The following is a 22640-nucleotide window of genomic DNA, read 5'->3' as shown; positions in this document are numbered from 1 at the left end:
TAGCCCGGATGAAGCGAAGCGCAATCCGGGGCCACTGGAGCGGCTGACGAAGCTCCCGGATTTCGCTGCGCTGCATCCGGGCTACGCCGTTCGCAACGTGTCTTAGTGGCGGGCCATCGCCAGCTGATAGATGGTGATCAGCACCTCGAACAGGATCAGGAAGACGATGATCAGCTCCAGCCGCAGCGAGCGGCTGGTGTCGATGATGTCGGTCAGCACCTGCGCGGTTTCGGCGACGACTGCGAGCTTGCGGTTCAGCGATTCCGCACGCTCCTTCAATTCATACTCGTCCTCGAGCCTGGCGTAGAGGCGCTCGAGCTGCGGCTTGTCCCAGAGGATATCGGGCTTCTCCGACACTTCGACCGGTCCGGCTACGCGATGTCGCACCAGCAGCGCGTTGCCGATGTGCTTGAGGATCGCAACGCGGCCGCGATGGACGCGGCCGCCCTTGGCGAGCTCACGTGCAAGCGGCTCGGTCGTGTCGAAGACTGCCCGGACCTCGCGCTCGTGCCGCGCCAGCACCACGCTTTTCGCCAACGCCTCGCCGACCAGGATCAGCCGCTCCGGCGAAAGGCCTTGCAGATAGATCGGGCCGCCCGGCGGAATCTGATCCTCCTTCTCGGCGGCGAGCTCGATGATCGCGATCTCCTCCTCGCGCCGCGTGAACAGGCCGGTCATGCGCGACTGCAGGCTGCGCAGGAATTCATCCTCCTCCAGCGCATTGAGGCCGATCAGAACGACGACGCCGTAGCGGAACAGGATCGCCACGCCGTTTTCATTGACGCGAAACGCCAGCGGCGTCGTGGCCAGCACGTCGCCGTGCTCGAGGCCCGACGTGTTGATGCGGTCCGCGACGAAGAAGGCGCGCGCGGTGGTCCGGGATCCGCCGAGCGGTGATTTGGAAGCCTGGGTCATGAAGTTCCGGACTGCGAGGACTTGAATCATGATCGAGAGCAGCCGCGTGCCGGCCTGCTCACGAACTTGTTCTGCTGGAAGTGACCTTATCACGGTCCGTTTTGGGATCACACGCCGGGGCAGCCGCATTTCCGGCGCGTGTTGACGACGTTTCCCGGAAGCCTATGGTGCCCCCATGAACGAGACAACCGACACCAAACCGAAGGCCGGCGCGATCATCGTGCCGGTGACGCTGTTCGAGCAGAACTGCACCATCATCTGGCACGAGCCCACCAAGAAGGCCGTGGTGATCGACCCGGGCGGCGACGTGCCGAAGATCCAGGCCGCGATCAAGCAGACCGGCGTGACGGTCGAGAAGATCTGGCTGACCCACGGTCATATCGACCATGTCGGCGGCGCTGCAGAACTGCGCGACGCGCTGCAGGTCAAGATCGAGGGCCCGCACATCGCCGACAAATATCTGCTCGACAATGTCGTCTCGAGCGGCGCGCGCTTCGGCATGACCGGGGTGCGCAATTTCGGGCCAGACCGCTGGCTCGATGAGGGCGATCAGGTCTCGATTGGCGATCTCACCTTCGACATCCTGCACTGCCCCGGCCACTCACCGGGCAGCGTGGTGTTCTTCAACAAGGAGCTGCGCTTCGCACATGTCGGCGACGTGCTGTTCGCCGGCTCGGTCGGACGCACCGATTTGCCCGGCGGCAGCCATCCGACCCTGATCCAGTCGATCAAGGACAAGCTGCTGCCGCTCGGCGACGACGTCGGCTTCATCTGCGGCCATGGCGCCGGATCGAGCATCGGCCAGGAGCGGATGACGAATCCGTTCCTGACCGGCGAGATGTAGCTACTTCATCAGCCCTTGCTCATCAGCCCTGCGGCGGTGAGCGCCCGCGTGATGACGCCGCCGACATCGACACCCTTGCTCCGTCGCTTGCGCGGCCGATCGCTCTTGCGGCCGGAAGCCACCTCCGGCTCGGCCGCGGGCACCGGTACCGTCATCGAGACCGTGTCGGCGCGCTCGCGCGGAATTCCGGTCGGCGCGATATGCGGCTGACGGACCTTATCGGTCAGGCCGAAGAAGCTCGCGATGTGATAGGAGGAGGAGATCCCGGCCTCGATCAGGAACGCGCCCTCCACGCCATAGCGCTCGTCATTGTCGGCAAGCCCGAGCGGCGTGCCATGCGCCATGTCGGCGATGGTGTAGGACTCGACCAGCGTTTCGCCGTCGGCGTCCCACCACACCTCGCGCGGATGGCCGTCGACATCCGCCTTCGACATCGCGGCAAGCGGCAGGCCGTGCACGTCGAGCCACTGCCGCACGATTGCATCGGCATTGCCGGGATGCACGGTGCGGTCGGCACTGCCGTGCCACACCGAAATCTTCGGCCATGCGCCGCCATGCGTCGACGCGTTGCGCATCAGACCGCCGAGCTCGGGCGCGGAGAGCGCGCTGCCATGCATCATCGCGTGCAGCGCTTCGCGCAGATCGGTGGCGACGCCGAACGGCAGGCCGGCGATGATGGCGCCGGCAGCGAACACATCCGGATAGGTCGCGAGCATAACCGAGGCCATCGCGCCGCCGGCGGACAGACCCGTCACATAGATGCGGCGCGGGTCGATCTCATGCGTGCCGACCAGATGCGCGATCATCTGCCTGATCGACGCGGCCTCGCCCTGCCCGCGCGCGATGTCTTGCGGGTTGAACCAGTTGAAGCAGGTGTTGCCGTTGTTGGAAGACTGCTGCTCCGGCATCAGCAGTGCAAAGCCGTAATGCGCCGCAAGCGCCGACCAGCCGGCACCGTGATCGTAGGACGCGGCAGTCTGGCCGCAGCCATGCAGCACCACGACGAGCGCGGGCGACCGCGCCAGCTGCGCGGGCACGAACGAGAACATTTTCAGATCGCCGGGGTTGACGCCGAATTCGGTCGTCTCGACGAGCGGCGTCGGCACGGCCGGCGCGAGTGCGCCAAGGCCGCTGAACGCGTTCATCTTCGGCAGATGACGCAGAAATTCGACGTTGTTGATCAGGGACAACAGCAACTCCTGAGGTGATTTAGTCTTCTGTGTCACCCGATCAGATAATTGCTGCACTGCAAAATGAAAAGGCCGTGTGCTGTCTTTCCCTGCGGAATTGTGAGAATTGGCGTTAATGCGTGATCGCGCTGCGGGCCGGTCGAAATAGTTGCCGTAGCACCTTGTTTGAGCATCAACTTTTCAGGAATGCGCGTCACGTGCCGCCGGATTCACGCCGTGGCGCGGCGCATCCATGACAGAAATGCGGCTGAAATTGATATCGACAGCACAAACAATGCGCATGCCGCAAACAGCGCCAGACGTGCTGACATCGTACTCTCGATTGCGAAGAAGACTGCGCCGATCGCGGCAACGCCGGCCGCGTTGCCGATCTGCGTCGTCGTGCCGTACATGCCGGAGCCGGCACCGGCGCTGGCGGGCTGCACGCTCGCGAGCACCGCGCTCGACAATGGCGCCATGACGAGCCCCTGGCCGTAGCCGAAGATCATCAGCACCACCGCGAGCAGCAGTGCCGACGGTGCCGCGACCACCTGAATTGTCGCGACGAGCACGGCGAGACCGACGACCTGCAGCGCACAGCCCTCGATCAGCACCAGCGTGCCGCGATGCCGGGCGCGCACGCCGCTGTGACGCGAGGCAACCACGAAGGTCAGCGCCAGCGGCACGAACACCAGCCCGGCCTGAAGCGGCGGAATCTGCAGGCCCTTCTGCACGAACATGGTCATGATCAGGTAGAACGACAGGTTGGCGAAGAAGAAGAAAAACACCGCGACCAGGCCGCGCATGAAGGCGCGATCCGACAGCAGCGACAGATCGATCAGCGGCATGCCGCCGCGGCGCGCGACGGACCGTTCGAGCCGCACGAAGGTCGCGATCACAGCGATGCCCACGGCCATCACCAGCCAGACCCATGCCGGCCAGTTGAGATCATGGCCAAACAGCAGCGGACCGATCAGGCACAGCAGGCCCGCGAACAGCACGATCGCGCCCGGGATATCGAGCCGCGTGCCGGCCCGGCGCGGCACCGTCGGCATGATCTTCAATGCCGCCGCGATGATGACGACGCCGCACGGCACGTTGACGAAAAACACCGCGCGCCAGCCGAGGCCGGCGAGATCGAGCGTCACCAGCACGCCGCCGAGCATGAAGCCGGCGGCTCCCGCGAGCCCCAGCACGATGCCGTAGATGCCGAACGCCCGCGCGCGGCTGGCGTCTGAGAACAGCAGATGCAGCGTCGCCAGCACCTGCGGCACCATCAGCGCCGCGGTTGCACCCTGCGCGAGCCGCGCGACGATGAGCTCGGGCCCGGACTGCGCGAGACCGCACCACAGCGAGGTCACCGAGAATCCGGCGACGCCGGCGATGAACACGTTCCTGGTGCCATGGATGTCGCCAAGCCGGCCGCCGGTGACCACCAGCGTGGCAAAGGCAATCAGGTAGATCGCGATCACGGCCTCGATCTCTGCCGGCGTCGCGTGCAGCTCCGCCGCGATCGTCGGGATCGCGACGTTGACGATGAAGGCATCGACACCGAACATGAATTGCGCCGACACCACGATCGCCAGCACCCACCAGCGGCGGGACGTCTCCGCTCGTGTCGAAACGATCTGGTGCATGTCCTGTCCTGCCCGAAATGACGTTACGGCGGACATCAGTAGATTCCGGTCATCGCTTCGATTACCTGCGAGGTAAGCCCGGGATCACAGACGCTCGAGCCCCGGCTGCCAATTTGCGTTGACGCGCTGGGAAACATTCCGGACGGCGGCAATCGCCGCCGATTTGCGCAACAACCATGCGGGCGCCGCAGCCTCGGAGCATTGCCTTGCCCCGGGGCACCCCGTAGGTTGGCGGAAAGCCCCCGATAACAATAGTCCGGAGAGAACGACCCATGGCGCGCCTCAAGTTCGGAGCCTTCCTCGCCCCGCATCACCCGATCGGCGAGCATCCGATGCTGCAATTCCGCCGCGACCTCGATTTCGTCGAGCAGCTCGACGCGCTCGGTTACGACGAATTCTGGTGCGGCGAGCACCACTCCTCGGGCTGGGAGACCATCGCCTCGCCGGAGATGTTCCTGGCCGCCGCCGGCGAGCGCACCAAGCGCATCAAGCTCGGCACCGGCGTGATTTCGCTGCCCTATCACCACCCCTTCAACGTCGCGCAGCGCATGGTGCAGCTCGACCACATGACCGGCGGCCGCGCCATCTTCGGCTCTGGTCCCGGTGCGCTCGCCTCCGACGCCCATACGCTCGGCATCGACCCGATGACCCAGCGCGACCGCCAGGACGAGGCGATCGCGGTGATCCGCCGCCTGTTCAACGGCGAGCGCGTCACCGCCAAGACCGACTGGTTCGAGATGCACGACGCCGCGTTGCAGATCCTGCCGCTGCAGGAGGACATGCCGTTCGTGGTGGCCTCGCAGATCTCGCCGTCGGGCATGACGCTCGCCGGCAAATACGGCATCGGCATCATCTCGCTGGGCTCGATGTCGACCCAGGGCCTGATGGCGCTGCCGCAGCAATGGCAGTTCGCCGAGGATGCCGCCAAGAAGGCCGGCACCACGGTGAGCCGCGCCAACTGGCGCGTGCTGCTGTCCTGGCACATCGCCGAGACCCGCGAACAGGCGCGGCGCGAGGCCGGCGCCGGGCTGATGCGCTGGCACAACGAATATAACGTCGGCACCCTGATGCGGCCGGGCCTGACCGCGTTCTCCTCGCCGGACGAGGCCGTCGACAAGACCGCCTTCGTCGAAGGCGCCGCGTCCACCATCGGCACGCCGGATGATCTGATCAAGATGATCAAGAACCTGGTCGATGTCTCCGGCGGCGTCGGCTCGATCATCGGCTTCGCGCACGACTGGGCCAATCCGGAAAACACCCGCCGCAGCTGGGACATGGTCGCGCGCTATGTCGTGCCCGAGATCAACGGCTATATCGACGGCCTGCGCAAGTCGCGCCAGTTCCTGATCGACAACCGCGCCGTGTTCGAACGCGCCGGCCAGGCTGTCATGGCCAAGATCATGCAGAACGACAAGGCCGCCGCCGCGCTTCAACAAACCGGCCCCGGCCGGGTCGCGATCCCCGCCGTGAATGCGCCGGATCTTGCGAAGGCCGCGGCCAAGCAGAAGGCGTGATTTGCGACCCTTCCTGGAGGAAGAAAGAACGCCAGCTCGCGCCACATCCACCGCCGTCGTCCCGGCGAAGGCCGGGACCCATACGCCGCTGCGGGTGTTGTGAAAGGGGCTCGTCGTTCCAGCGTCGCTCAACAATGACCATTCGGGGTAATGGGTCCCGGCCTTCGCCGGGACGACGGCGGGGATGGTTTGCGCTTCAAGACGCCAAACAATGCGACGTCATCACCCGCACATGCCGCGTGCGAGTGAGACCATTCGGGTGTGTCAAGGTCGTAAGCCCGATGACCGCGCGCAACCAACTCTTCGATCGCGGACGATTTCCCCGTTCCAGACATGCCCGTGATCAAGACGCGCTTCATGCATTTTCCTCGCCCTAGGGAATCGGCAGCGCACGCTATGGATTGCTTCCGCCTTCGCCACGGTTTCGGCGGACAAGTCGCGTCGCTCGCAATGACGGATGCTGCTACCCCGCGCCCTGATCGAACGCCTTGCGCAGCGCGACGTAGCCGGCCTGCTGTTGGCTCCAGTTGCGGCCGCCGGTGATGGCGCCGTCGATCACGAGGTCATGGCCGTTGATGAAGCTCGACTCGTCGCTCGCCAGGAACACCGCGGCATGCGCGATGTCGTCGGGCAGGCCGGCGCGCGGGATCGGCTGCGCTGCCTTGTAGACCTCGCGCATCACGGCCGCGGTCTTCTCCGCCGCTTCCGTCGACAGCCCGAGCGCCTTGCCGAAAATGCCGGTGGCGATCGCGCCGGGCGAGATCGAGTTGACGCGGATGCCGGACTCGCCGAGCTCCATTGCCACGCATTTGGTGAAATGGATCACCGCGGCCTTCGCGGCGCCATAGACCATCGACGACGAGAAGCCGGCGAGCCGTCCGGCGATGCTGCCATTGTTGATGATGCTGCCGGAGCCCTGTTTGCGCATGTAGGGCGCGGCATGCTTCATGCCGAGCATGACGCTGCGCACCAGCGTCGCCATCGCGGCATCGAACCGCTCGACGTCGAGGCCTTCGATGCCCCCGGTCTGCGCCGGGCCGCCGGCATTGTTGAACAGGCAGTCGATCCGGCCGAACTTCTCAACCGCAAGCGCGATCAGCGCCTGCATCTGTTCCTCGACCGTGACGTCCGTCTGACGGAACACGCAGGTCTCGCCGAGCTGTCGCGCCAGTGCCTCGCCCTCCGGCGCGCGGCGTCCGGCAATCACCACCTTCGCGCCCTCCGCGACAAAGATCTCCGCCGTGCGCAGCCCGATGCCGCTGGTCGCCCCTGTGATCACCGCGACCTTGCCGTCCAGCCGTCCCACGTCGGTCTCCTCAACTTACGTATGATGTTGCGGATATTCCCCAGCTCCTGCTGCCAATACAAGCACTTGCAAGCCGCCACGCTCGCAAGGTCCGCCTGTGGCCAGAAGGCCACAACTGCGGTTTTTCGGTCGCAGCGGCCTTATTTTGGGTCGCCTGTTCACGTGAACTGGAACGACCGATGGCGAAGTGGATCGACGATTTCAGGGCGTGTTGGCGGGGCGATGCCCAGCCGTCGGTGCGGCTTGCGGTCGCCTTCGCGGTGCTTTGTCTCGTTTTGGCCACGGCCGCGCGCTTCGGGCTCGCCCAGATCCGGCCGGATGTGTTCTTCACGCCCTATTTCCCGGCGGTGTTCTTTGCCACCGCCCTTGGCGGTTTCCGGATCGGGATCGCGACCGCGCTGGCGAGCGGCCTGCTCGGCGTCGTCCTCAATTTCAGCGGCGCGCATGCCGATCCTGCGCGCTTTGCGCTGCTGATGATCTTCTGGGTTGTGTGCGGCATCGCGATCTGGGGCGTCGAGCATTACCGTTCCCTGGTCGCACAGCAGCGCGAAGTTTCCAAACGGCTGATCGAGGAAGAGCAGTACCGCAAGGTTGTGGTCGACGAATTGCAGCACCGCCTGAAGAACAAGTCCTCGACCATTCATGCCGTGCTCCATCAGGCGCTGCAGGACCGGCCCGATGTCTGGCAGCGCATCGACCATCGCATCCGCGCGCTCTCGGCAACCGACGATCTGATCGCGCGGGTCGATGGCTATGGCTGCGATATCAAGGATTTGCTGCGCTCGGAACTCGGGCCCTACGGCCACGTGCGGTTCAACCTCAATGGCGAGCAGCTGTTCCTGCCCGCCAAGCTCGCCGTCTCGCTGGCGCTGATCTTCCATGAGCTCGCAACCAACGCCGGAAAATACGGCGCCTTCTCCTCGCCGCGCGGATTTTTACAAGTGTCATGGACGGTCGACGACGGACGTCTCAACGTGATCTGGGACGAGACCGAAGGACCGGTGGTCGAGGCGATCGGCGAAGCCGGCTTCGGCACCAAGCTGCTCAAATCGGCGCTGCGGCCGTTCGACGGCAAGACCGAGATCAGTTACTTGAAGACCGGTGTTCACTGCACCATGCAGTGCAAGCTTCCGAGCTGTTGATAAGTCGGCTTTCCGGCACACGCGCATGTGTCGATGCAACCGCGCGCAGCGCAATCGCTTTCACCAGCGGTCGCAGCCGACATTGATACTCTGTTAATGACGATTGCCGCGACGGCTTGCGAAAGCCGCCGCGGTCTCATTCTGTCACGGCATTTCGCAGGTCCGCTTAACCAAAACTACAACGGACTTTGCCAAGGTCCGCGCATGCATAGTCTCACCAGACACGATTTTCAGGCGGGCGCGGCAGTGCCCGGCCAAGACGATATTTCCGGCAATGAATTGCGTATCCTGCGCGACCTTCTCCAACTCCTTCCGGCGGGAGTGACCGTCCAGGACGAGCAGGGCCAGCTCATCCTGGTGAATGAAGCAGCCGCGAGCCAGCTGCAGCTGGCCGCCAGCGCGAGCCAGCCGTCCCCGGTCGACGAGCGCCACGCCGCCAACCTGGACCTGCTGCGCAGCGGCCGTCCGGTGGTGCTCGAGGAAACGCTCTCCTGCGGCGCATCCAAATACGTGTTCCTGACCTCGCACCGGCCGGTCCGGATCGCCGGTCGCAATCTCGTGATCTCGACCTCGACCGACATCAGCGAGCAGAAGGCGTTCGAGGACCAGCTGTTCCGCTCGGCCTATTACGACGAGCTGACCGGCCTGCCGACCCGCCGGGTGATAGAGCACCGCGTCAACGGCCTGATCCGCGACGATTCGCAAGGCCATTTCGCGCTCGCCTTCCTCGACGTCGACAACTTCAAGCACATCAACGACTATTACGGCCACGCGATCGGCGATGCGCTGCTCGTTGAACTGTCGAAGCGACTCGGCCACGCGCTGCGCGACACCGATATCCTGTCGCGCATCTCCGGCGACGAATTCCTGCTGCTGCTCAACCCGATCAGCGGCAATGACGAGGTCGCCGAATTCATCCATGTCATGCAGGAGCGGCTGAAGGCGCCGTTCTTCATCGAGGACTCCGAGATCTTCGCCTCGACCTCGATCGGTGTCAGCCTCTATCCGATGCATGGCCGGAGCTACGAGGCGCTGCGCCAGAACGCCGACATCGCGATGTACCGCGTCAAGAACAACGGCAAGGGCTCGACCGCGTTCTTCGACAACAGCATGGAACGCGAGGCGCTGGCGCGGATGAAGATCGAGCAGTCGCTGCGACTGGCGATTCTCGAAAAGCGCTTCTGCTGCGCGTTCCAGGCCAAGGTCGATATCCGCACCCAGGAGGTGAAGGGCATCGAGGCGCTGGTGCGGCTGCGCGACGACGAGGGTGTGATCCAGGCGCCGGGCACCTTCATCGATCTCGCGGTCGAGCTCGGCCTGATCGACGAGCTGACGTTCCTGGTGCTGGCGGAGATCGTCAAGTCGATCGACCTGATCAACGACACGTTCGGTCCGACGGCGACGATCAGCATCAATGTCGCCGCCAAGCAGGCCTCCAACCTCGAATTCATGCGCCGGTTCGCTCGCGCGCTCGAGGAGACCGGATTCCCGAAACGCTTCATGATCGAGGTGACCGAGGACGCGTTCGTGACGCGATCGCATTTCCAGGACCAGATCCTGCCGATCCTGCGCGGCATCGGCGTCGGCATCTCGATCGACGATTTCGGCATCGGCTATTCGTCGCTGTCGGCGCTCGCCGATATCACCGCCGACGAGATCAAGATCGATCGCTCCTTCATTACCGACATCCATCAGCGGCCGCGCAGCCAGGGCATCTTGCGCGCGATCGAATCGCTGAGCGAGGCGCTCGGCATGACCGTGATCGCCGAAGGCATCGAGTCCTACGAGGAGCTCACCTATCTGCAGGCGGCGACCAAGATCCGCTATGCCCAGGGCTATTACTTCGCCAAGCCGATCTTCCTCGAGGATTTGAAGCCGGCGACGCCGGTCGCCAGCGAAACGCGCGCCAGCATGGCCGCGCGCCCCGCCCAGGAAGGCCGCCAGGGCTATTCGCGCGCCAGCGGCTTTCGACGGTAAGGGCGCGATGTGACTGCGCTCCCTCTCCCGCTTGCGGGGGAGGGGTTGGGGTGGGGGTTTCACCACGAGTCATACTGGGGAGAGAGCCCCCCGCCGCGCGCTGCGCACGTCGACCTCCCTCGCAGGCGGGAGAGGTAAGAACGCGAGACCGCTGCAGACGCCCTACTTCTCCAGCACCGCCAACGGCTGCACGCCGTTGTTCGCGGGGCCGGCCTGCATCGTGATCAGCATCATCGAGACCATGTCGTAATAGCCCATGATGGCGATGATATCCGTGATGCCGCGCTCGCCGAATTTATCCAGCGCCGCCTTGTATACAGCGTCGCTGACTTTCTTGTCGCGATAGAGTGCGATGCCGAGATCGTACAGCGCGGCCTCGTCGTCCTTCATGCTCTCGGGCCGCGTGCCCTTGGCGATCGCGTCCGCGATTTTCGGATCGAGCCCGCCCTTGATCGCCAGCGGATGGTGCGCGGACCATTCATATTGCGCGGTCCAGTGCCGCGCCGTGATCAGGATCGCCATTTCGCTGAGCCGCGCCGGCAGCGAGGTATTCCACCGCAGATACTCCGACAGGTTCGACAGCTTTGGTGCCAGATCGGGATTGCGGATATAGGCGCGGTAGGGCGGCGCGGTGAATTTGGCATTGCGCGGCGGCGCGCTGATCATGTCGGCCCAGGCCTTTTGCGCCGGCGACAGTTCCTCCGCCTTCAGCGGCGCGAAGCGCACGGCGTCCTCAGCCCGCACGGCCGACACCGACAATGCCAGCGCCGCCAAGATCCCTGCTCCGAATATTGTTCTCATTGTTGTTCTCCCTTTTCGGTGCAGGCGTCTTTGCGCCCTGCCCGGTCGCGCGAGATTAATTGCCGTCGGGATGGATGCAATGAGGTGCCAGCTGTCGTTCGGTGCCGGCCGCCGGTGAAGCGCCTCGTCACGGCAGGCGCGCGGTTAGGCCACACCTACCGCAGCGCCGGGCGGCGGCGTATATAAAGAGCAGTCCCAAGCGGCGCGAAGGTGTCAGCCATGCAGCCTGTATCTATCCTCCTGAACATCCTCTGGATCCTGATCGGCGGCGCGTGGATGGCGTTCGGCTGGCTGGTCGCCGCCGTGATCATGGCTGTGACCATTATCGGGCTGCCCTGGGCGCGCGCCGCCTTCAACATCGCCGTCTACACGCTGCTGCCGTTCGGCTCGCGTGCGGTGCGCCGCGATGAGGTGACCGGCGCATCCGACATCGGTACCGGACCGCTCGGCGTGATCGGCAATCTGATCTGGTTCATCCTGGCCGGCTGGTGGCTCGCGATCGGCCATGTGATCACCGCGATCCTGCTGGCGGTGACCATCATCGGCATCCCGTTCGCCTGGGCGCATCTCAAGCTTGCCGGCATCGCGCTGTGGCCGATCGGCAAGGTGATCGTGCCGGCGTGACGCTGGCCAGGCCGTCGACGGCTAGTGTCCCGAATCCGAAGTTCGCATCATTTGCCGCACCTTCGGAGCGAACTTCGGATTCGATAAGGACACTAGCAAACTTATGATTTTAGTGTGCTTTATGAATGCGAAGTTCGTGAAAGTGGCTGCCGCGAAATCGCACGAACTTCGCATTCAGCACACTAGAGCCAATCCTTCGTGGTCTGGCTGCAAGCCTGGTAGTCGCGCCGCCAGACGAAGCCAGCGCCACCACACGGCGGGCGCGGGCGCGAGGTGGCGGGACACTCATTCCTGACCCGCGCAGCGGTGCCCCAGCCGTCGATCACGCAGGCACCTCGTGAGGTCCTGTGGCAACCGTCACCGCATCCCTCTGCGGCGTTGGCCGGGGTCAAGCCGAGGAAGGCACCGGCTGTCAGAAGCGTGATCAAACCTGCTCTCATGATGTTCTCCATCGAGCTGTCGGTCGTGCTGCTCCATTCGCGGCACAAGCGTAGGCGATCTCTGTGCCGCTTGCCACCGTCTCCGCGCACAAATTCTGGTGTCGGGGGGCTCAGCGCGCCGCCTCGCAGCCGGGGATGTCGAATACGGCGGTCAGGCCGCAGGGCGAATTGAGCATCTTGCCGCCCGCATGGCCGACGCCGGGCACATCCCACACGCTGTGGTTTGGCGCGCCGCCGTCGCGGGCCTGCATCACGGCGGCATAGGAAAGCCCGCGCGCGTAACGGTACGGCCCCTCGGCCTCCGCCATGCAAGATTTGTCGAGCGCGGGATGATTGGGGTTGGTGTCGAGCGTTCCGAGCAGATAGATCACGCGGCGTGCGACATAGGCCTGCTCCAGCGCAGCCGGCGAAGGCTCGGCAAGATAGGGCGGGCGGTTGTCCATGCCGAATTTCCAGCTGTTATAGCCATGGCAGTTCGCCGCGATCGCGGGCTCCGGCCGCTCCTTGGTGAAATAGGCGTAGGAGGACGGATTGGCGACCACATAGCGCACGCCGATGCCCTCGCGCAGCAGGACCTGGTCGCCCTTCACCGCGATCGCATAGCGCTGCACCACTTGGCCGCCGCCGGAATGACCGAACACGACGACCTGCTGCAGGTTCGGAAACAGCTTGCGGTCGCTGAGTTTCGCCAGGACGGCATCGAGCGCCTCGAACGAGCTCGCCGCGCTCGGCGCGAGCGCGGGCTCGCCGCCCTGCCAGCCATAGAGGCTCCAGCGCAGCGTCTCCGCCGGCAGCTTGAATGCCTCGACGTCGGACTCGATCAGGAATTGCGGCGCGATCATCAGCGCATGCTCGCCGGCATCGCCGGCCGCGGCCTGCGCGCTCAGCGCCGCGCGAAAATAGTCGTCGGCATTGCGCAGCACGCCATGCAGCACGAGCACCGCGCGCGTAACATCCGGCAGCGGGTTGGACCAGTCGGCCGAGAGGTAGAGCGGAAAGCTCGCTTTGCCGACGGCAATCCGCGCATTGGCGATCTCCTTGACCGGTTTCCGGTCGCGCTCGGTCTGTGCCTGCGTCGCGGACGCCGCGGGTACGTGCGCCGCCGCCACGACGAGCAATGCCGCGGCCGCAAGCCAGGCCCGGTGATGCATGGTTCGACTCCGTTGCTGCCGCGAGCTCGGCTGGATCATGGCGCGCCAGACGCAGATTCACCCGTGAATTTTCGGAAAGCTTCCGCACCGCGCCTCAGGCGACGAGCCGCCCGCGATTGTTGGCGGCGAGGATCGGGCGGATCAGGCGGCCGAACCGCTCGGCCTCCTCGTCGTGCAGATAGCCGGACAGGCAGAAGGAGTGGCAACCGGCATCGACGAACTGCTGCAAGGTCGCGGCGCATTGCGCGGGATTGCCGACCACCGCGATGCCGGCGCCGGGCCGCACCTTGGTGATGCCGGTCCACAGATGCGGCATCAGAAGATCGCCGTAGTCGCGCGCGAGCTGCTGCACGCGCTGGTTGGCCTCCGAGCGATTGTAGAGCGTCTTCATCTCCTGCTTCTGCCGCTCGGTGGCATGGCGCACCAGCTGGTCGGCCGCCTCCCAGGCATCCGCCTCGTTCTCGCGGCAGATCACCTGCAGCCGCATGCCGAAGCCGATCGCATCCTCGCGGTCATGCGCCCGCGCCATCCGCCGGATCTCGGCGATGTTCTCCGCGATGCGCTCCGGCAGGTCGCCCCAGAACAGATGAACATCGGAATGCTTCGCCGACACCTCCCAGGCCTGCCGCGAGCCGCCGCCGAGATAGAATTTCGGAAACGGCTGCTGCAACGGACGCGGCCTGATATGCGCGCCGGAGATGGTGTGAAACCTGCCCTGGAAATGCACCGGGCCGCGCGTCGTCCACAGCGCCTTGAGGATCGAGACCTCCTCCTCCATCAGCGCGTAGCGCTCTTCCTTGGGCTGACGCACGCCCTCGGCCTCGACCTCGCTCTCGTTCTGGCCGGCGATCAGATTGATGCAGATCCGGCCGCCCGACATCTGGTCGAAGGTCGAGATCATCTTTGCCATCAGCACCGGGTTGATATAGCCGGGCCGCGCCGCAATCAGCGGCTTGATCCGGCTGGAGCGCGCCGCCATGAAGGCGCCCGTGATCCATGCCTCCCAGCACACCGAGCCGACCGGGATCAGCAGATACTCGAAGCCGGCGTCCTCGGCGGCCGCGACCACGCGCTCGCAGAGTTCCGGCGAACCGGCGATCTGGGCCTCCATCAGCCCATAGGCCGTGGTGTCGCCATGCGTGGGCAGATACCAGCCGAATTCCAGCGGACACATGGGCAAACTCCCTCGAAAGACGGCCTTTTTTCGCGGCCTGTCATATTGTCGGGAGGCAGTTTACAGCCCTTAACCAGTTGGACAACGCCGTTGCCGACGCGGAGCCAATCAGCTAAATGAACCCCTGCACGCACCCGTAGCTCAGCTGGATAGAGCGTTGCCCTCCGAAGGCAAAGGTCACACGTTCGAATCGTGTCGGGTGCGCCATTTCCGCTTCGTTCGCCGCCGTTCAATTGAAGCCTTTGCTGCGCTCCCCGCGGCTTAGGGGATTCTTGCCACGACGTTGGGCCGGTTTTTCTCGAGCCAGGCGACGGCCTCGGGTCCATCGACGACACACTCGAAGGTTTCCCAGGTTGGGTCCTCCAGAGATTCCAGTTGCAGTCGCTTCGCCGCATACTCAACGAGGTCGTGCAGGCGCTCGTATCCTTGTCTGCGCTCGAGGGAATCTGCAATCGCAGTGCTGGTCCATCCTCGCTGGGCCAGATCGATAATGCTCGGAGCGTCAGCCTCGCTGAACCACGGTGTGGCATCGAACTCGATGCAGCGAACATTGTCGGCGGTATGACAAGTGGCGTGGATCATTGGATTCCTCCGTTTGCCGGCTAACTGCTTGCGCCAGCATCGCGCTTCTCACATCGCTGCCTCGTACACCCTCAGGCCTTGACCAAGTCCCCCAGCAGGTTCGCCGCCACCGTCAGCTTGGCGAGGGTCAGGCCGCTGGCAGCGATCTCCTCGACCGAGCGGCGGATACGCGTCGCCTCGGGGTGAGCCGCGAGCCAGGTCTCGACGGCCTGCTGGCCAGACTGGCCGGTTGCCAGCATATCGGCGGCCAGTCTCCTTTCGGCGCCGGCGATCTGCTCGACGGCGCGATCGATGGCCATGCGTTCGAAATAATCGTTGGCCGGCACACTGCGTGCGGCGGCGATGATGCGGTCGAGACGGAAATTCGCCTCGGCGGCGTAGAAGGTAGCGGCGGCATCACCGATGGCGCGCGTGGTGCGCTCGGCAACCGTCACGATGTCGGGAGCCGAGACCAAAGCGTCAAGATCGGCGAGCTCGCCGGCGAGGCCGGCCGGGACACCGGCGTCAGCGAGTTCCTGCCGCCGCTTGACGCGCGCGGCTTGCAAGTCCGGCGGCAAGGCAGTGTCGAGCCCGGCGACGATCTGGCGGATCGCCGGGCCGAAGCGCGCGACGACGGCCTCCAGCCCGTCCTTGAAATCGGCATTGCGCACGTACCATACCATGCGGGAGAGCAGGAGATCCTGCACTGAAGCGTAGAGGGACAGCTGCAGCTGCCCGTCGATGCAGGCGTCGAGCGCGTCGATCGCGTCATTGAGCCACTTCAGGCCGTAGCATTCATCGACCGCCACATAGGCCATGACGATGGTCGGGATATCGGCGTCGGTCTCGTCGATCAAGCGCACGACGCAGGCCGGGCCGCCGCGATTGATCACCGCATTGGCGAGACTGGTCGCGATGATCTCCCGCCGCAGCCGATGCAATCCGGCGGCGGTCGGGAATTTGTCCTGAACCTCGCGCGGAAAATACTGGGATAGTTCGCGGGCGAGATAGGGGTCATCGGGTACGCTGGTGACGAGCAGGTCATCGTAGAGGGTCAGCTTGGCGTAGGCGAGCAGCACGGCAAGCTCCGGCCGCGCGAGAGACTGGCCGCGCCGTGTGCGCTCGGTGAGCGCGGCGTCGTCGGGCAAGAACTCCACAGCGCGACTGAGCAAGCCGCGCTGTTCGAGCGACTGCATCAGGCGAGTGAGGAAACCGGTCTCGGCCACACCCTTGCGCTCGGCCAGCGACAGCGCCAGCGTCTGCAGATAGTTGTTGCGCAGCACCAGCACGCCGACCTCGTCGGTCATCGCGGCAAGCAGGCTGTTGCGGTCAGTGGGACTGAGGCGTCCCTCGCGTTCGGGGCGCGCCAGCGCGATCTTGATGTTGACCTCGACGTCGGACGTGTTCACGCCGGCCGAATTGTCGATGGCGTCGGTGTTGAGCTTGACGCCCTTCTGCGCCGCTTCGATGCGGCCGCGCTGGGTAACGCCGAGGTTGGCCCCTTCGCCGATCACCCGGGCACGCACGTCGCCACCCGCGATGCGGATTGGATCGTTGGCGCGGTCCCCGACCTGGTCGTCGCTTTCCCCGGAGGAGCGGACATAGGTGCCGATGCCGCCAAACCACAACAGGTCCGCGCGAGCCTTCAGGATCGCCGTCATCACCTCGAAAGGCGTGGCTTGCGGCTTGTCGAGATCGAGCAGCGTGCGCACTTCCGGCGCAAGCGGGATCGCCTTGAGCGAGCGCGAGAACACGCCGCCGCCCTGCGAGATCAGCGACTTGTTGTAGTCCTGCCAGCTCGATCGCGGCAGATCGAACAGGCGCTTGCGCTCGGCGAAGCTGGTCGATGGATCGGGCGAAGGATCGATGAAGATGTCGCGATGATCGAAAGCCGCCACAAGCCTTGTCGCCGGCGAGAGCAGCATGCCATTGCCGAAAACGTCGCCCGACATGTCGCCGACGCCGACCGCGGTGAACGGCATGGTCTGGATGTCGGTGCCGAGCTCGCGGAAGTGGCGCTTGACCGCCGTCCAGGCGCCGCGCGCCGTGATCCCCATCTTCTTGTGGTCGTAACCCTGGCTGCCGCCGGATGCGAAGGCATCGCCGAGCCAATGGTTCTTCTCGGCCGAGATCGCGTTGGCGACGTCGGAGAAGGTGGCGGTGCCCTTGTCGGCGGCGACGACGAGGTAGGGGTCGTCGCCGTCGTGGCGCACGGTGGATTCAGGCGGCACGACGATGTCGCCGTCGAGATTGTCGGTGAGTTCGAGCAGCGAGCGAACGAAGATGCGATAGCTTTCGGTGCCCTCCGCGAGCCAGGCGTCGCGCTTGGAAGGCGGCGGCAGGCGCTTGGGCACGAAGCCGCCCTTGGCTCCGACCGGCACGATCACGGCGTTCTTGACCTGCTGCGCTTTCACCAGGCCGAGGATCTCGGTGCGGAAATCCTGCGGCCGGTCGGACCAGCGCAAGCCACCGCGCGCAACCTTGCCGAAGCGCAGGTGGATACCTTCGACACGAGGGGAATAGACGAAGATCTCGTAGAGCGGTCGTGGAGCGGGCAAGTCGTCGATCCGGCGTGCCTCGAACTTGAAGGAGATCACCGGACGCGGGTGTCCATCCTCGCCGATCTGCCACAGATTGGTGCGAACGGTAGCCTGCACCAGATTGGTGAAGCGGCGCAGGATGCGGTCTTCATCGAGCGAGGCGACGGATTTGAGCTGTTCCTCGACCTCGGCAAGCAAAGCCGCCTCGCGCGCCGCGCGCTCGGCGTCCGTCAAGGCGAGGCGCGGATCGAGGCGGGTCTGGAACATCGCGACCAGGCTGGCCGTGATCGCGGCGTTCTTGCGCAAGGTCTCCCACATGTAATCCTGAGTGAACGGAGCGCGGATCTGGTGCAAATAACGCGACAGCGCCCGAATAGTCGAGACTTCCCGCCAACTTAGGGCGGTGCGCAGGATCAGGCCGTTATATCCGTCGGATTCGGCGCGATCGGTCACCACCGCCATGATCGAGGCTTCCAGGCGATGGCTGAATTCCGGGTTGATCTCGATGGGCTGGCCGTCACTGGTCTCGATCGTCATGTCGTGCAGCCATACCGGCGCAGGCCTGGTACCGGGCACGACCTGATAGGTGCGTTCGTTGACCACGCGCAGGCCGTGATTTTCGATCACCGGCACGCGGTAGGACAACGACAGCGGTACGGCGTCCGAAAACACCTTCAGGCCGAAGCGCCTCGGATCGTCGCCTTCGATGCGGTAAACCGAAATCGTTACCGGACGGGCCGGCGTCAGCTTTTCGACGGTCGTGATATCGGCGATCGCCTGCTCCGCGCCGAACACCTCGGTATAGCCGCCGCTGAAGGCTTGGGCATATCGGTTGGTGAGCATGCGCGCCCGCATGCCATCGGTCGACGCGGTTAGCGCGGCCTTCAGCTTGTCGGCCCAGGTCGCGGCAATGGCGCTGATCCCGGCTTCGAGCAGGGCGCGGTCGACGACGGGCGTTTTGCCTTCATAGCGTCCGATGATGAAGTGGACGCGCGCAAGCGCCCCTTCCGGGAATGATACGTAGGAGGCGGACAGCTTCCCTCTGTAGGCCTGCGCCAAAAAGGCTCCGACGCGTGTGCGGACGTCGGTGTCGTATTTGTCGCGCGGAATGAAGGTGAGGATGGAGACAAAGCGATCGAACTTGTCGACCCGCGGCAGCGCCCGGACGCGCGGACGCTCGTAGAGGATCAGGATCTCGATGACGAAGTTGTAGAGCGTGTCGACGTCGATCTGGAACAGCTCGTCGCGCGGATAATCTTCGAGAATATGCATCAGCGCCTTGCCGGAATGGCCGTTCGGGTCGAAGCCCGCGCGCTGCAGCACCCGCGAAACCTTGTGGCGGACATAAGGGATCTGCCGTACCGAGCGAGTATAGGCGCCCGAGGTGAAAAGGCCGACGACGCGCAGCTCGCCTTCGAGCCGACCGTCGGGCGAGTAGAGTTTGATGCCCACATAATCCATCCGGGTGCGGCGATGGACGCGGCTGGAGACATTGGCCTTGATGACGATCAGCAGGGTCGGCTCGTGCATGAACTCGCGGATTTCCGGTGTCATCACCACCATTTCGCTGCCGCGACGCAGGACCTTCACGTCCGGATCGCGCAGGATGCCGAGGCCTTCGCCGGTTGTAATGTCGTCCGACGCGTCGCTATCGGGCGAGAAGCGATATTTGCGCACGCCGAGGAAAGTGAAATTGTCCGCGCAGAGCCATTGCAGGAACTGATTGGCTTCGGCGAGTTCGTCGATCGGCAGCGGCGGCGGATTGGAAGAGAACGTCTTGATCGCTTCCTCGACACTGTCACGCATGACGCGCCAGTCGGCAACGCAGGCGCGGACATTGTTCAACGTCCTGGTCAGGCCGTCGATCAGCTTCTGGCGATCGGAATCCGCATCCAGGCGGGTGATGTGGAGATGAATCAGGCTTTCGCGGGCGCCCTTTGCTCCGTCCGGCAGTGCTTCCCCGTAGAATCGCAGCAGCTTGCCCCCATCGTCGCGCTCCACGGCGATGATCGGGTGAGCGACCAGGGTCACCTCGAGGCCCTGCTCGGCGAGCTCCGCCATGGTGGAATCGAACAGGAAAGGCATGTTGTCGTTGAGAATTTCGAGTACGGAAATCTCGCGCCCGTTCGGCAACGTCGGATTGACGACGCGGATATCGGCGCTGCCGGCCGTGCGCCGCTGCACGTGCTCCCAGGCCTGCTCCGCCAGTTGGGCAAGCGAGGCGGCATCGTAATTGGCGAGATCCTCGATATTGGTGTAGCCGAACAAGGGCTCGGCAAAGGCCCGGGGCTCTTGCCCGCTGGCACGCTGCCCGCTGCATCGCGGATCAGGGCTGCCCGGGCCTTGTCGTCACGCCACGCCATAATGTCCTCCATTTGCCGTGCCGTCCGATCGCAGCCGCGACCATCCGCTTGATTCTGGAGTGCATCTCTTCGTGCGTCGCGATCGAATGCTACGCGAAATCCTAGCTTCGACGGCTGCCGACGACAATACTACGATCCCGCAGCGAACGGCGCACGCTGTCGTGAGGCGTGCTGAATTTCGCTTGCGACAGCGGCTGGGCCGAAGGCGACGGCGATCGAACGCCTGCGGCAGGAAAAATCACATGCAATTTCAATTATGTATGGGTTCGCGCCGCCGTTCGGCAGGGATGTCGTATTTGACCGGCGGTCAGCGACGGCGGGCAGCGACTGCGCTCAGGTCAGGTCTTTCGGCATCGTGATGCCGAAGCGGACAATCTGGCGATGGATGGTCGAGCGATCGACGCCGCGTTCGCGCGCCACCTGCGAGACATTCCAGCGATTGTTGCGCAACGCCGCAAGTAGCGCATCGGCTTGCCGCGACGTCGCCGCTCTGCCACGTCCCGGCTTTCCGGAGATATCCTCACCCAGGGGATGAGCGATCCGGTCCGGCAGATCGGCAAGATCGATCGTGCCGTCGTTCGACAGCGCGCAGCCATGATCGAGCGCATTGATCAGCTCGCGGATGTTGCCGGGCCATTGGTACTTGAGCAGCGCGCTGCGCGCGCTTGCCGTCAGCGCACAGTTGGCCTTGTGCTCCGTCGAAAGCCGATGCAGGGATTGATCGATCAGCCACTCGATATCGGTCCGCTGACGCAGCGGAGGCAGCGCAAGCACCGCGCCGTTGAGGCGGAAATAGAGATCCTCGCGGAACTGCCCCGCCTTCACCAGCGCGACGAGGTCGCGATGGGTGGCAGCGATGACGCGGACATTGAGCGGGACCGGCCGGGTGCGGCCGACCGGTGTCACCTCGCGCTCGGCGAGCACGCGCAACAGGCGCGTCTGCGACGAGATCGGCATGTCGCCGATCTCGTCAAGGAACAGGGTGCCGCCGTCGGCTTCGAGCACGAGACCCTTCTTGCCCTTGGCCGCCGCTCCGGTGAAGGCGCCCGCCTCGTGGCCGAACAGCTCGCTCTCGATCAGGCTTTCCGGCAGCGCGGCGCAGTTGACGGCGACGAACGGTCTGCCTGCCCGCGCACTGACCGAATGCAGCGCCTTCGTCAGGTGCTCCTTGCCGGTGCCGGTTTCGCCGGTGATGAGCAGGCCCATCTGGGTATTGATGAGCTTGGCGGCGCGCGTCACGACGTGATGCATGGCGGGATCGCCGCGGAACAGGTTGCGTAGTGGCGCCGGAAGCGCCGACTCACTGCGGGAGGACGCCGGCGCCGCCAGCTTGTTCGGGGGCGGCAAGGTCTGCGCGAACAGCGTCGCGCCGCTGTTGGCTAGTCGTAGCGTGCGTTGGCCGGTGGGGCGCGAATGGGCGAAGCGCGGCAGATCGTTCGATGGTGCATTCGAAGATGTCGGACACGCCGAAGCCGTCGGCCCGCAGGCGAAGGTCCGGACGCTTGGCCAGTTCGCGGGCGAGCAGCTGCCTTGCGCGGTTGTTGAAACCGATGATGTGGCCGCTGCTATCGACGGCCATCACATAATCCGGATCGACATCGGCGAATTCCGCGGAGCCGGACAGCTTGATGATCCATTCCTGCCGGAAACGGTTCAGCAGGTTCGCATTCTCGATCTTGTGGGCGAACGACTTGACCAGTTGCAGCGCCAGGAACTGGCTGGCCTTCGGTTCCGGCGAGCGCAGCGCGGAGATATCCAAGACCGCAGCGAGCTTGCCGCTGGGATCGAAGACCGGCGCGGCCGTGCAGGTCAGCGGAATATGGGTGGCGTCGAAATGGTCGGATTGATGCACCGTCAGGGCTTCTTCGGTCGCGATGCAGGTGCCGACCGCGCAAGTGCCGGCATGCGGCTCGTTCCAGTCGGCGCCGAGATAGAGGCCGGCCCTGCGAAGCGTGTTGTTGAATGTCGGATCTCCGATGAAATCCACCGTGATGCCCCTGGCATCGGTGAGCAGCAGCACGTAGCCGAGTCCGGCGATCTGACGATACAGCATCTCGACGCCGAAGCGCGCCGTGTGCAGGAACTCGTCCATGGCGTCGCGATGCTCGCGCAGCCGCCCGGACGTTACGATATGAGCGTCGCGCAGCACCAACGGATCGAGCTTGTGTTCGGAGACGCATCGCACCCACGACTGATGGATGATTGCGTCACGCGCGCTGCTCTGGCCGTCCGCAACGCGAACCAGCTCGTCGATGTGCGCAGCCCGCTCCGTCGTCACGGCTGATGCTCCTGGATGTTTCCCCGCACGTTGTTGCGTCGAGTGTCACTCGGATTGTGCCGCCGATCAAGTTTGTTGCGTGCAACACCTGTTGCATGACGCAACAAGTGAGGCGGCCTGGCGCCGACAGTTAACGCGAGGAAATGCCGAGCGTTTTTCGAGATGCGCCGCAATGGCATGAGGCTTGCTGACATGGTGGTCGAG

General features: G+C 64.7%; 14 protein-coding genes, 1 tRNA gene and 2 pseudogenes. 6 read left to right on the top strand and 11 right to left on the bottom strand.

All coding sequences use genetic code 11. The features are described 5' to 3' along the window. Window positions 1-102: 102 nt before the first annotated feature. Complete coding sequence (locus ACSKB9_RS25705; RefSeq protein WP_438076595.1) at window positions 103-915, bottom strand: RMD1 family protein; 813 nt, start codon at window positions 913-915, stop codon at window positions 103-105. Between the two features lie 175 nt (window positions 916-1090). Here ACSKB9_RS25705 and ACSKB9_RS25700 point away from each other — a divergent pair, with 175 nt between their 5' ends. Continuing rightward, complete coding sequence (locus ACSKB9_RS25700; protein WP_057015387.1) at window positions 1091-1759, top strand: MBL fold metallo-hydrolase; 669 nt, start codon at window positions 1091-1093, stop codon at window positions 1757-1759. An 8-nt stretch (window positions 1760-1767) separates the two neighbouring features. On the opposite strand, the gene ACSKB9_RS25695 is transcribed toward ACSKB9_RS25700, so the two are convergent. Further along, entirely contained in the window at window positions 1768-2949 is a 1182-nt protein-coding gene (locus ACSKB9_RS25695) for an extracellular catalytic domain type 1 short-chain-length polyhydroxyalkanoate depolymerase (RefSeq protein ID WP_438076593.1), read from the bottom strand. Between the two features lie 209 nt (window positions 2950-3158). Then, window positions 3159-4565, bottom strand: a complete 1407-nt coding sequence (locus tag ACSKB9_RS25690; protein WP_438076591.1) for an MFS transporter — start codon at window positions 4563-4565, stop codon at window positions 3159-3161. A 272-nt stretch (window positions 4566-4837) separates the two neighbouring features. Between ACSKB9_RS25690 and ACSKB9_RS25685 the strand changes: the two genes are divergently transcribed. After that, window positions 4838-6079: an LLM class flavin-dependent oxidoreductase gene (locus tag ACSKB9_RS25685; RefSeq protein ID WP_225648491.1), complete on the top strand. Its 1242-nt coding sequence runs from the start codon at window positions 4838-4840 to the stop codon at window positions 6077-6079. Between the two features lie 463 nt (window positions 6080-6542). On the opposite strand, the gene ACSKB9_RS25680 is transcribed toward ACSKB9_RS25685, so the two are convergent. Further along, window positions 6543-7385: an SDR family NAD(P)-dependent oxidoreductase gene (locus tag ACSKB9_RS25680; protein ID WP_438076589.1), complete on the bottom strand. Its 843-nt coding sequence runs from the start codon at window positions 7383-7385 to the stop codon at window positions 6543-6545. A gap of 179 nt (window positions 7386-7564) precedes the next feature. On the opposite strand from ACSKB9_RS25680, the gene ACSKB9_RS25675 reads away from it, so the two are divergent. Next, window positions 7565-8527, top strand: a complete 963-nt coding sequence (locus tag ACSKB9_RS25675) for a sensor histidine kinase (protein ID WP_018269225.1) — start codon at window positions 7565-7567, stop codon at window positions 8525-8527. 204 nt (window positions 8528-8731) lie between these two features. Then, window positions 8732-10504: a putative bifunctional diguanylate cyclase/phosphodiesterase gene (locus ACSKB9_RS25670; protein ID WP_438076586.1), complete on the top strand. Its 1773-nt coding sequence runs from the start codon at window positions 8732-8734 to the stop codon at window positions 10502-10504. A gap of 162 nt (window positions 10505-10666) precedes the next feature. Here ACSKB9_RS25670 and ACSKB9_RS25665 read toward each other — a convergent pair whose 3' ends face one another. Next, entirely contained in the window at window positions 10667-11305 is a 639-nt protein-coding gene (locus tag ACSKB9_RS25665) for a carboxymuconolactone decarboxylase family protein (protein WP_057015382.1), read from the bottom strand. A gap of 219 nt (window positions 11306-11524) precedes the next feature. On the opposite strand from ACSKB9_RS25665, the gene ACSKB9_RS25660 reads away from it, so the two are divergent. Further along, window positions 11525-11929 (top strand): YccF domain-containing protein, encoded by a 405-nt coding sequence (locus ACSKB9_RS25660; RefSeq protein WP_229191219.1) that lies wholly within the window; start codon window positions 11525-11527, stop codon window positions 11927-11929. A gap of 182 nt (window positions 11930-12111) precedes the next feature. On the opposite strand, the gene ACSKB9_RS25655 is transcribed toward ACSKB9_RS25660, so the two are convergent. The 3 genes from ACSKB9_RS25655 to ACSKB9_RS25645 form a co-directional block, all read right to left on the bottom strand. Then, window positions 12112-12369, bottom strand: coding sequence for a GCG_CRPN prefix-to-repeats domain-containing protein (locus ACSKB9_RS25655; RefSeq protein ID WP_156436045.1), 258 nt, complete (start codon window positions 12367-12369; stop codon window positions 12112-12114). A 110-nt stretch (window positions 12370-12479) separates the two neighbouring features. Next, entirely contained in the window at window positions 12480-13520 is a 1041-nt protein-coding gene (locus ACSKB9_RS25650) for an alpha/beta hydrolase (RefSeq protein ID WP_438076584.1), read from the bottom strand. A gap of 94 nt (window positions 13521-13614) precedes the next feature. Then, window positions 13615-14694: an LLM class flavin-dependent oxidoreductase gene (locus tag ACSKB9_RS25645; RefSeq protein ID WP_438076582.1), complete on the bottom strand. Its 1080-nt coding sequence runs from the start codon at window positions 14692-14694 to the stop codon at window positions 13615-13617. A 130-nt stretch (window positions 14695-14824) separates the two neighbouring features. Between ACSKB9_RS25645 and ACSKB9_RS25640 the strand changes: the two genes are divergently transcribed. Next, window positions 14825-14901, top strand: a tRNA-Arg gene (locus ACSKB9_RS25640). A gap of 54 nt (window positions 14902-14955) precedes the next feature. On the opposite strand, the gene ACSKB9_RS25635 is transcribed toward ACSKB9_RS25640, so the two are convergent. From ACSKB9_RS25635 to ACSKB9_RS25625, 3 genes and pseudogenes are all read right to left on the bottom strand, one after another. Further along, a complete protein-coding gene (locus ACSKB9_RS25635) occupies window positions 14956-15276 on the bottom strand; it encodes a hypothetical protein (protein ID WP_411784192.1) in 321 nt (106 codons plus the stop codon). A 71-nt stretch (window positions 15277-15347) separates the two neighbouring features. After that, window positions 15348-20170, bottom strand: a pseudogene (locus ACSKB9_RS25630) (NAD-glutamate dehydrogenase). Between the two features lie 321 nt (window positions 20171-20491). Beyond that, window positions 20492-22436, bottom strand: a pseudogene (locus tag ACSKB9_RS25625) (sigma-54-dependent Fis family transcriptional regulator). Window positions 22437-22640: the final 204 nt, after the last annotated feature.

Source organism: Bradyrhizobium sp. BR 1433 (assembly GCF_051547665.1).
GTDB classification, from domain to species: domain Bacteria; phylum Pseudomonadota; class Alphaproteobacteria; order Rhizobiales; family Xanthobacteraceae; genus Bradyrhizobium; species Bradyrhizobium australafricanum.
The sequence above is the reverse complement of the archived record's forward strand: the minus strand, read 5'-3'. Positions and strand labels throughout refer to the sequence as shown.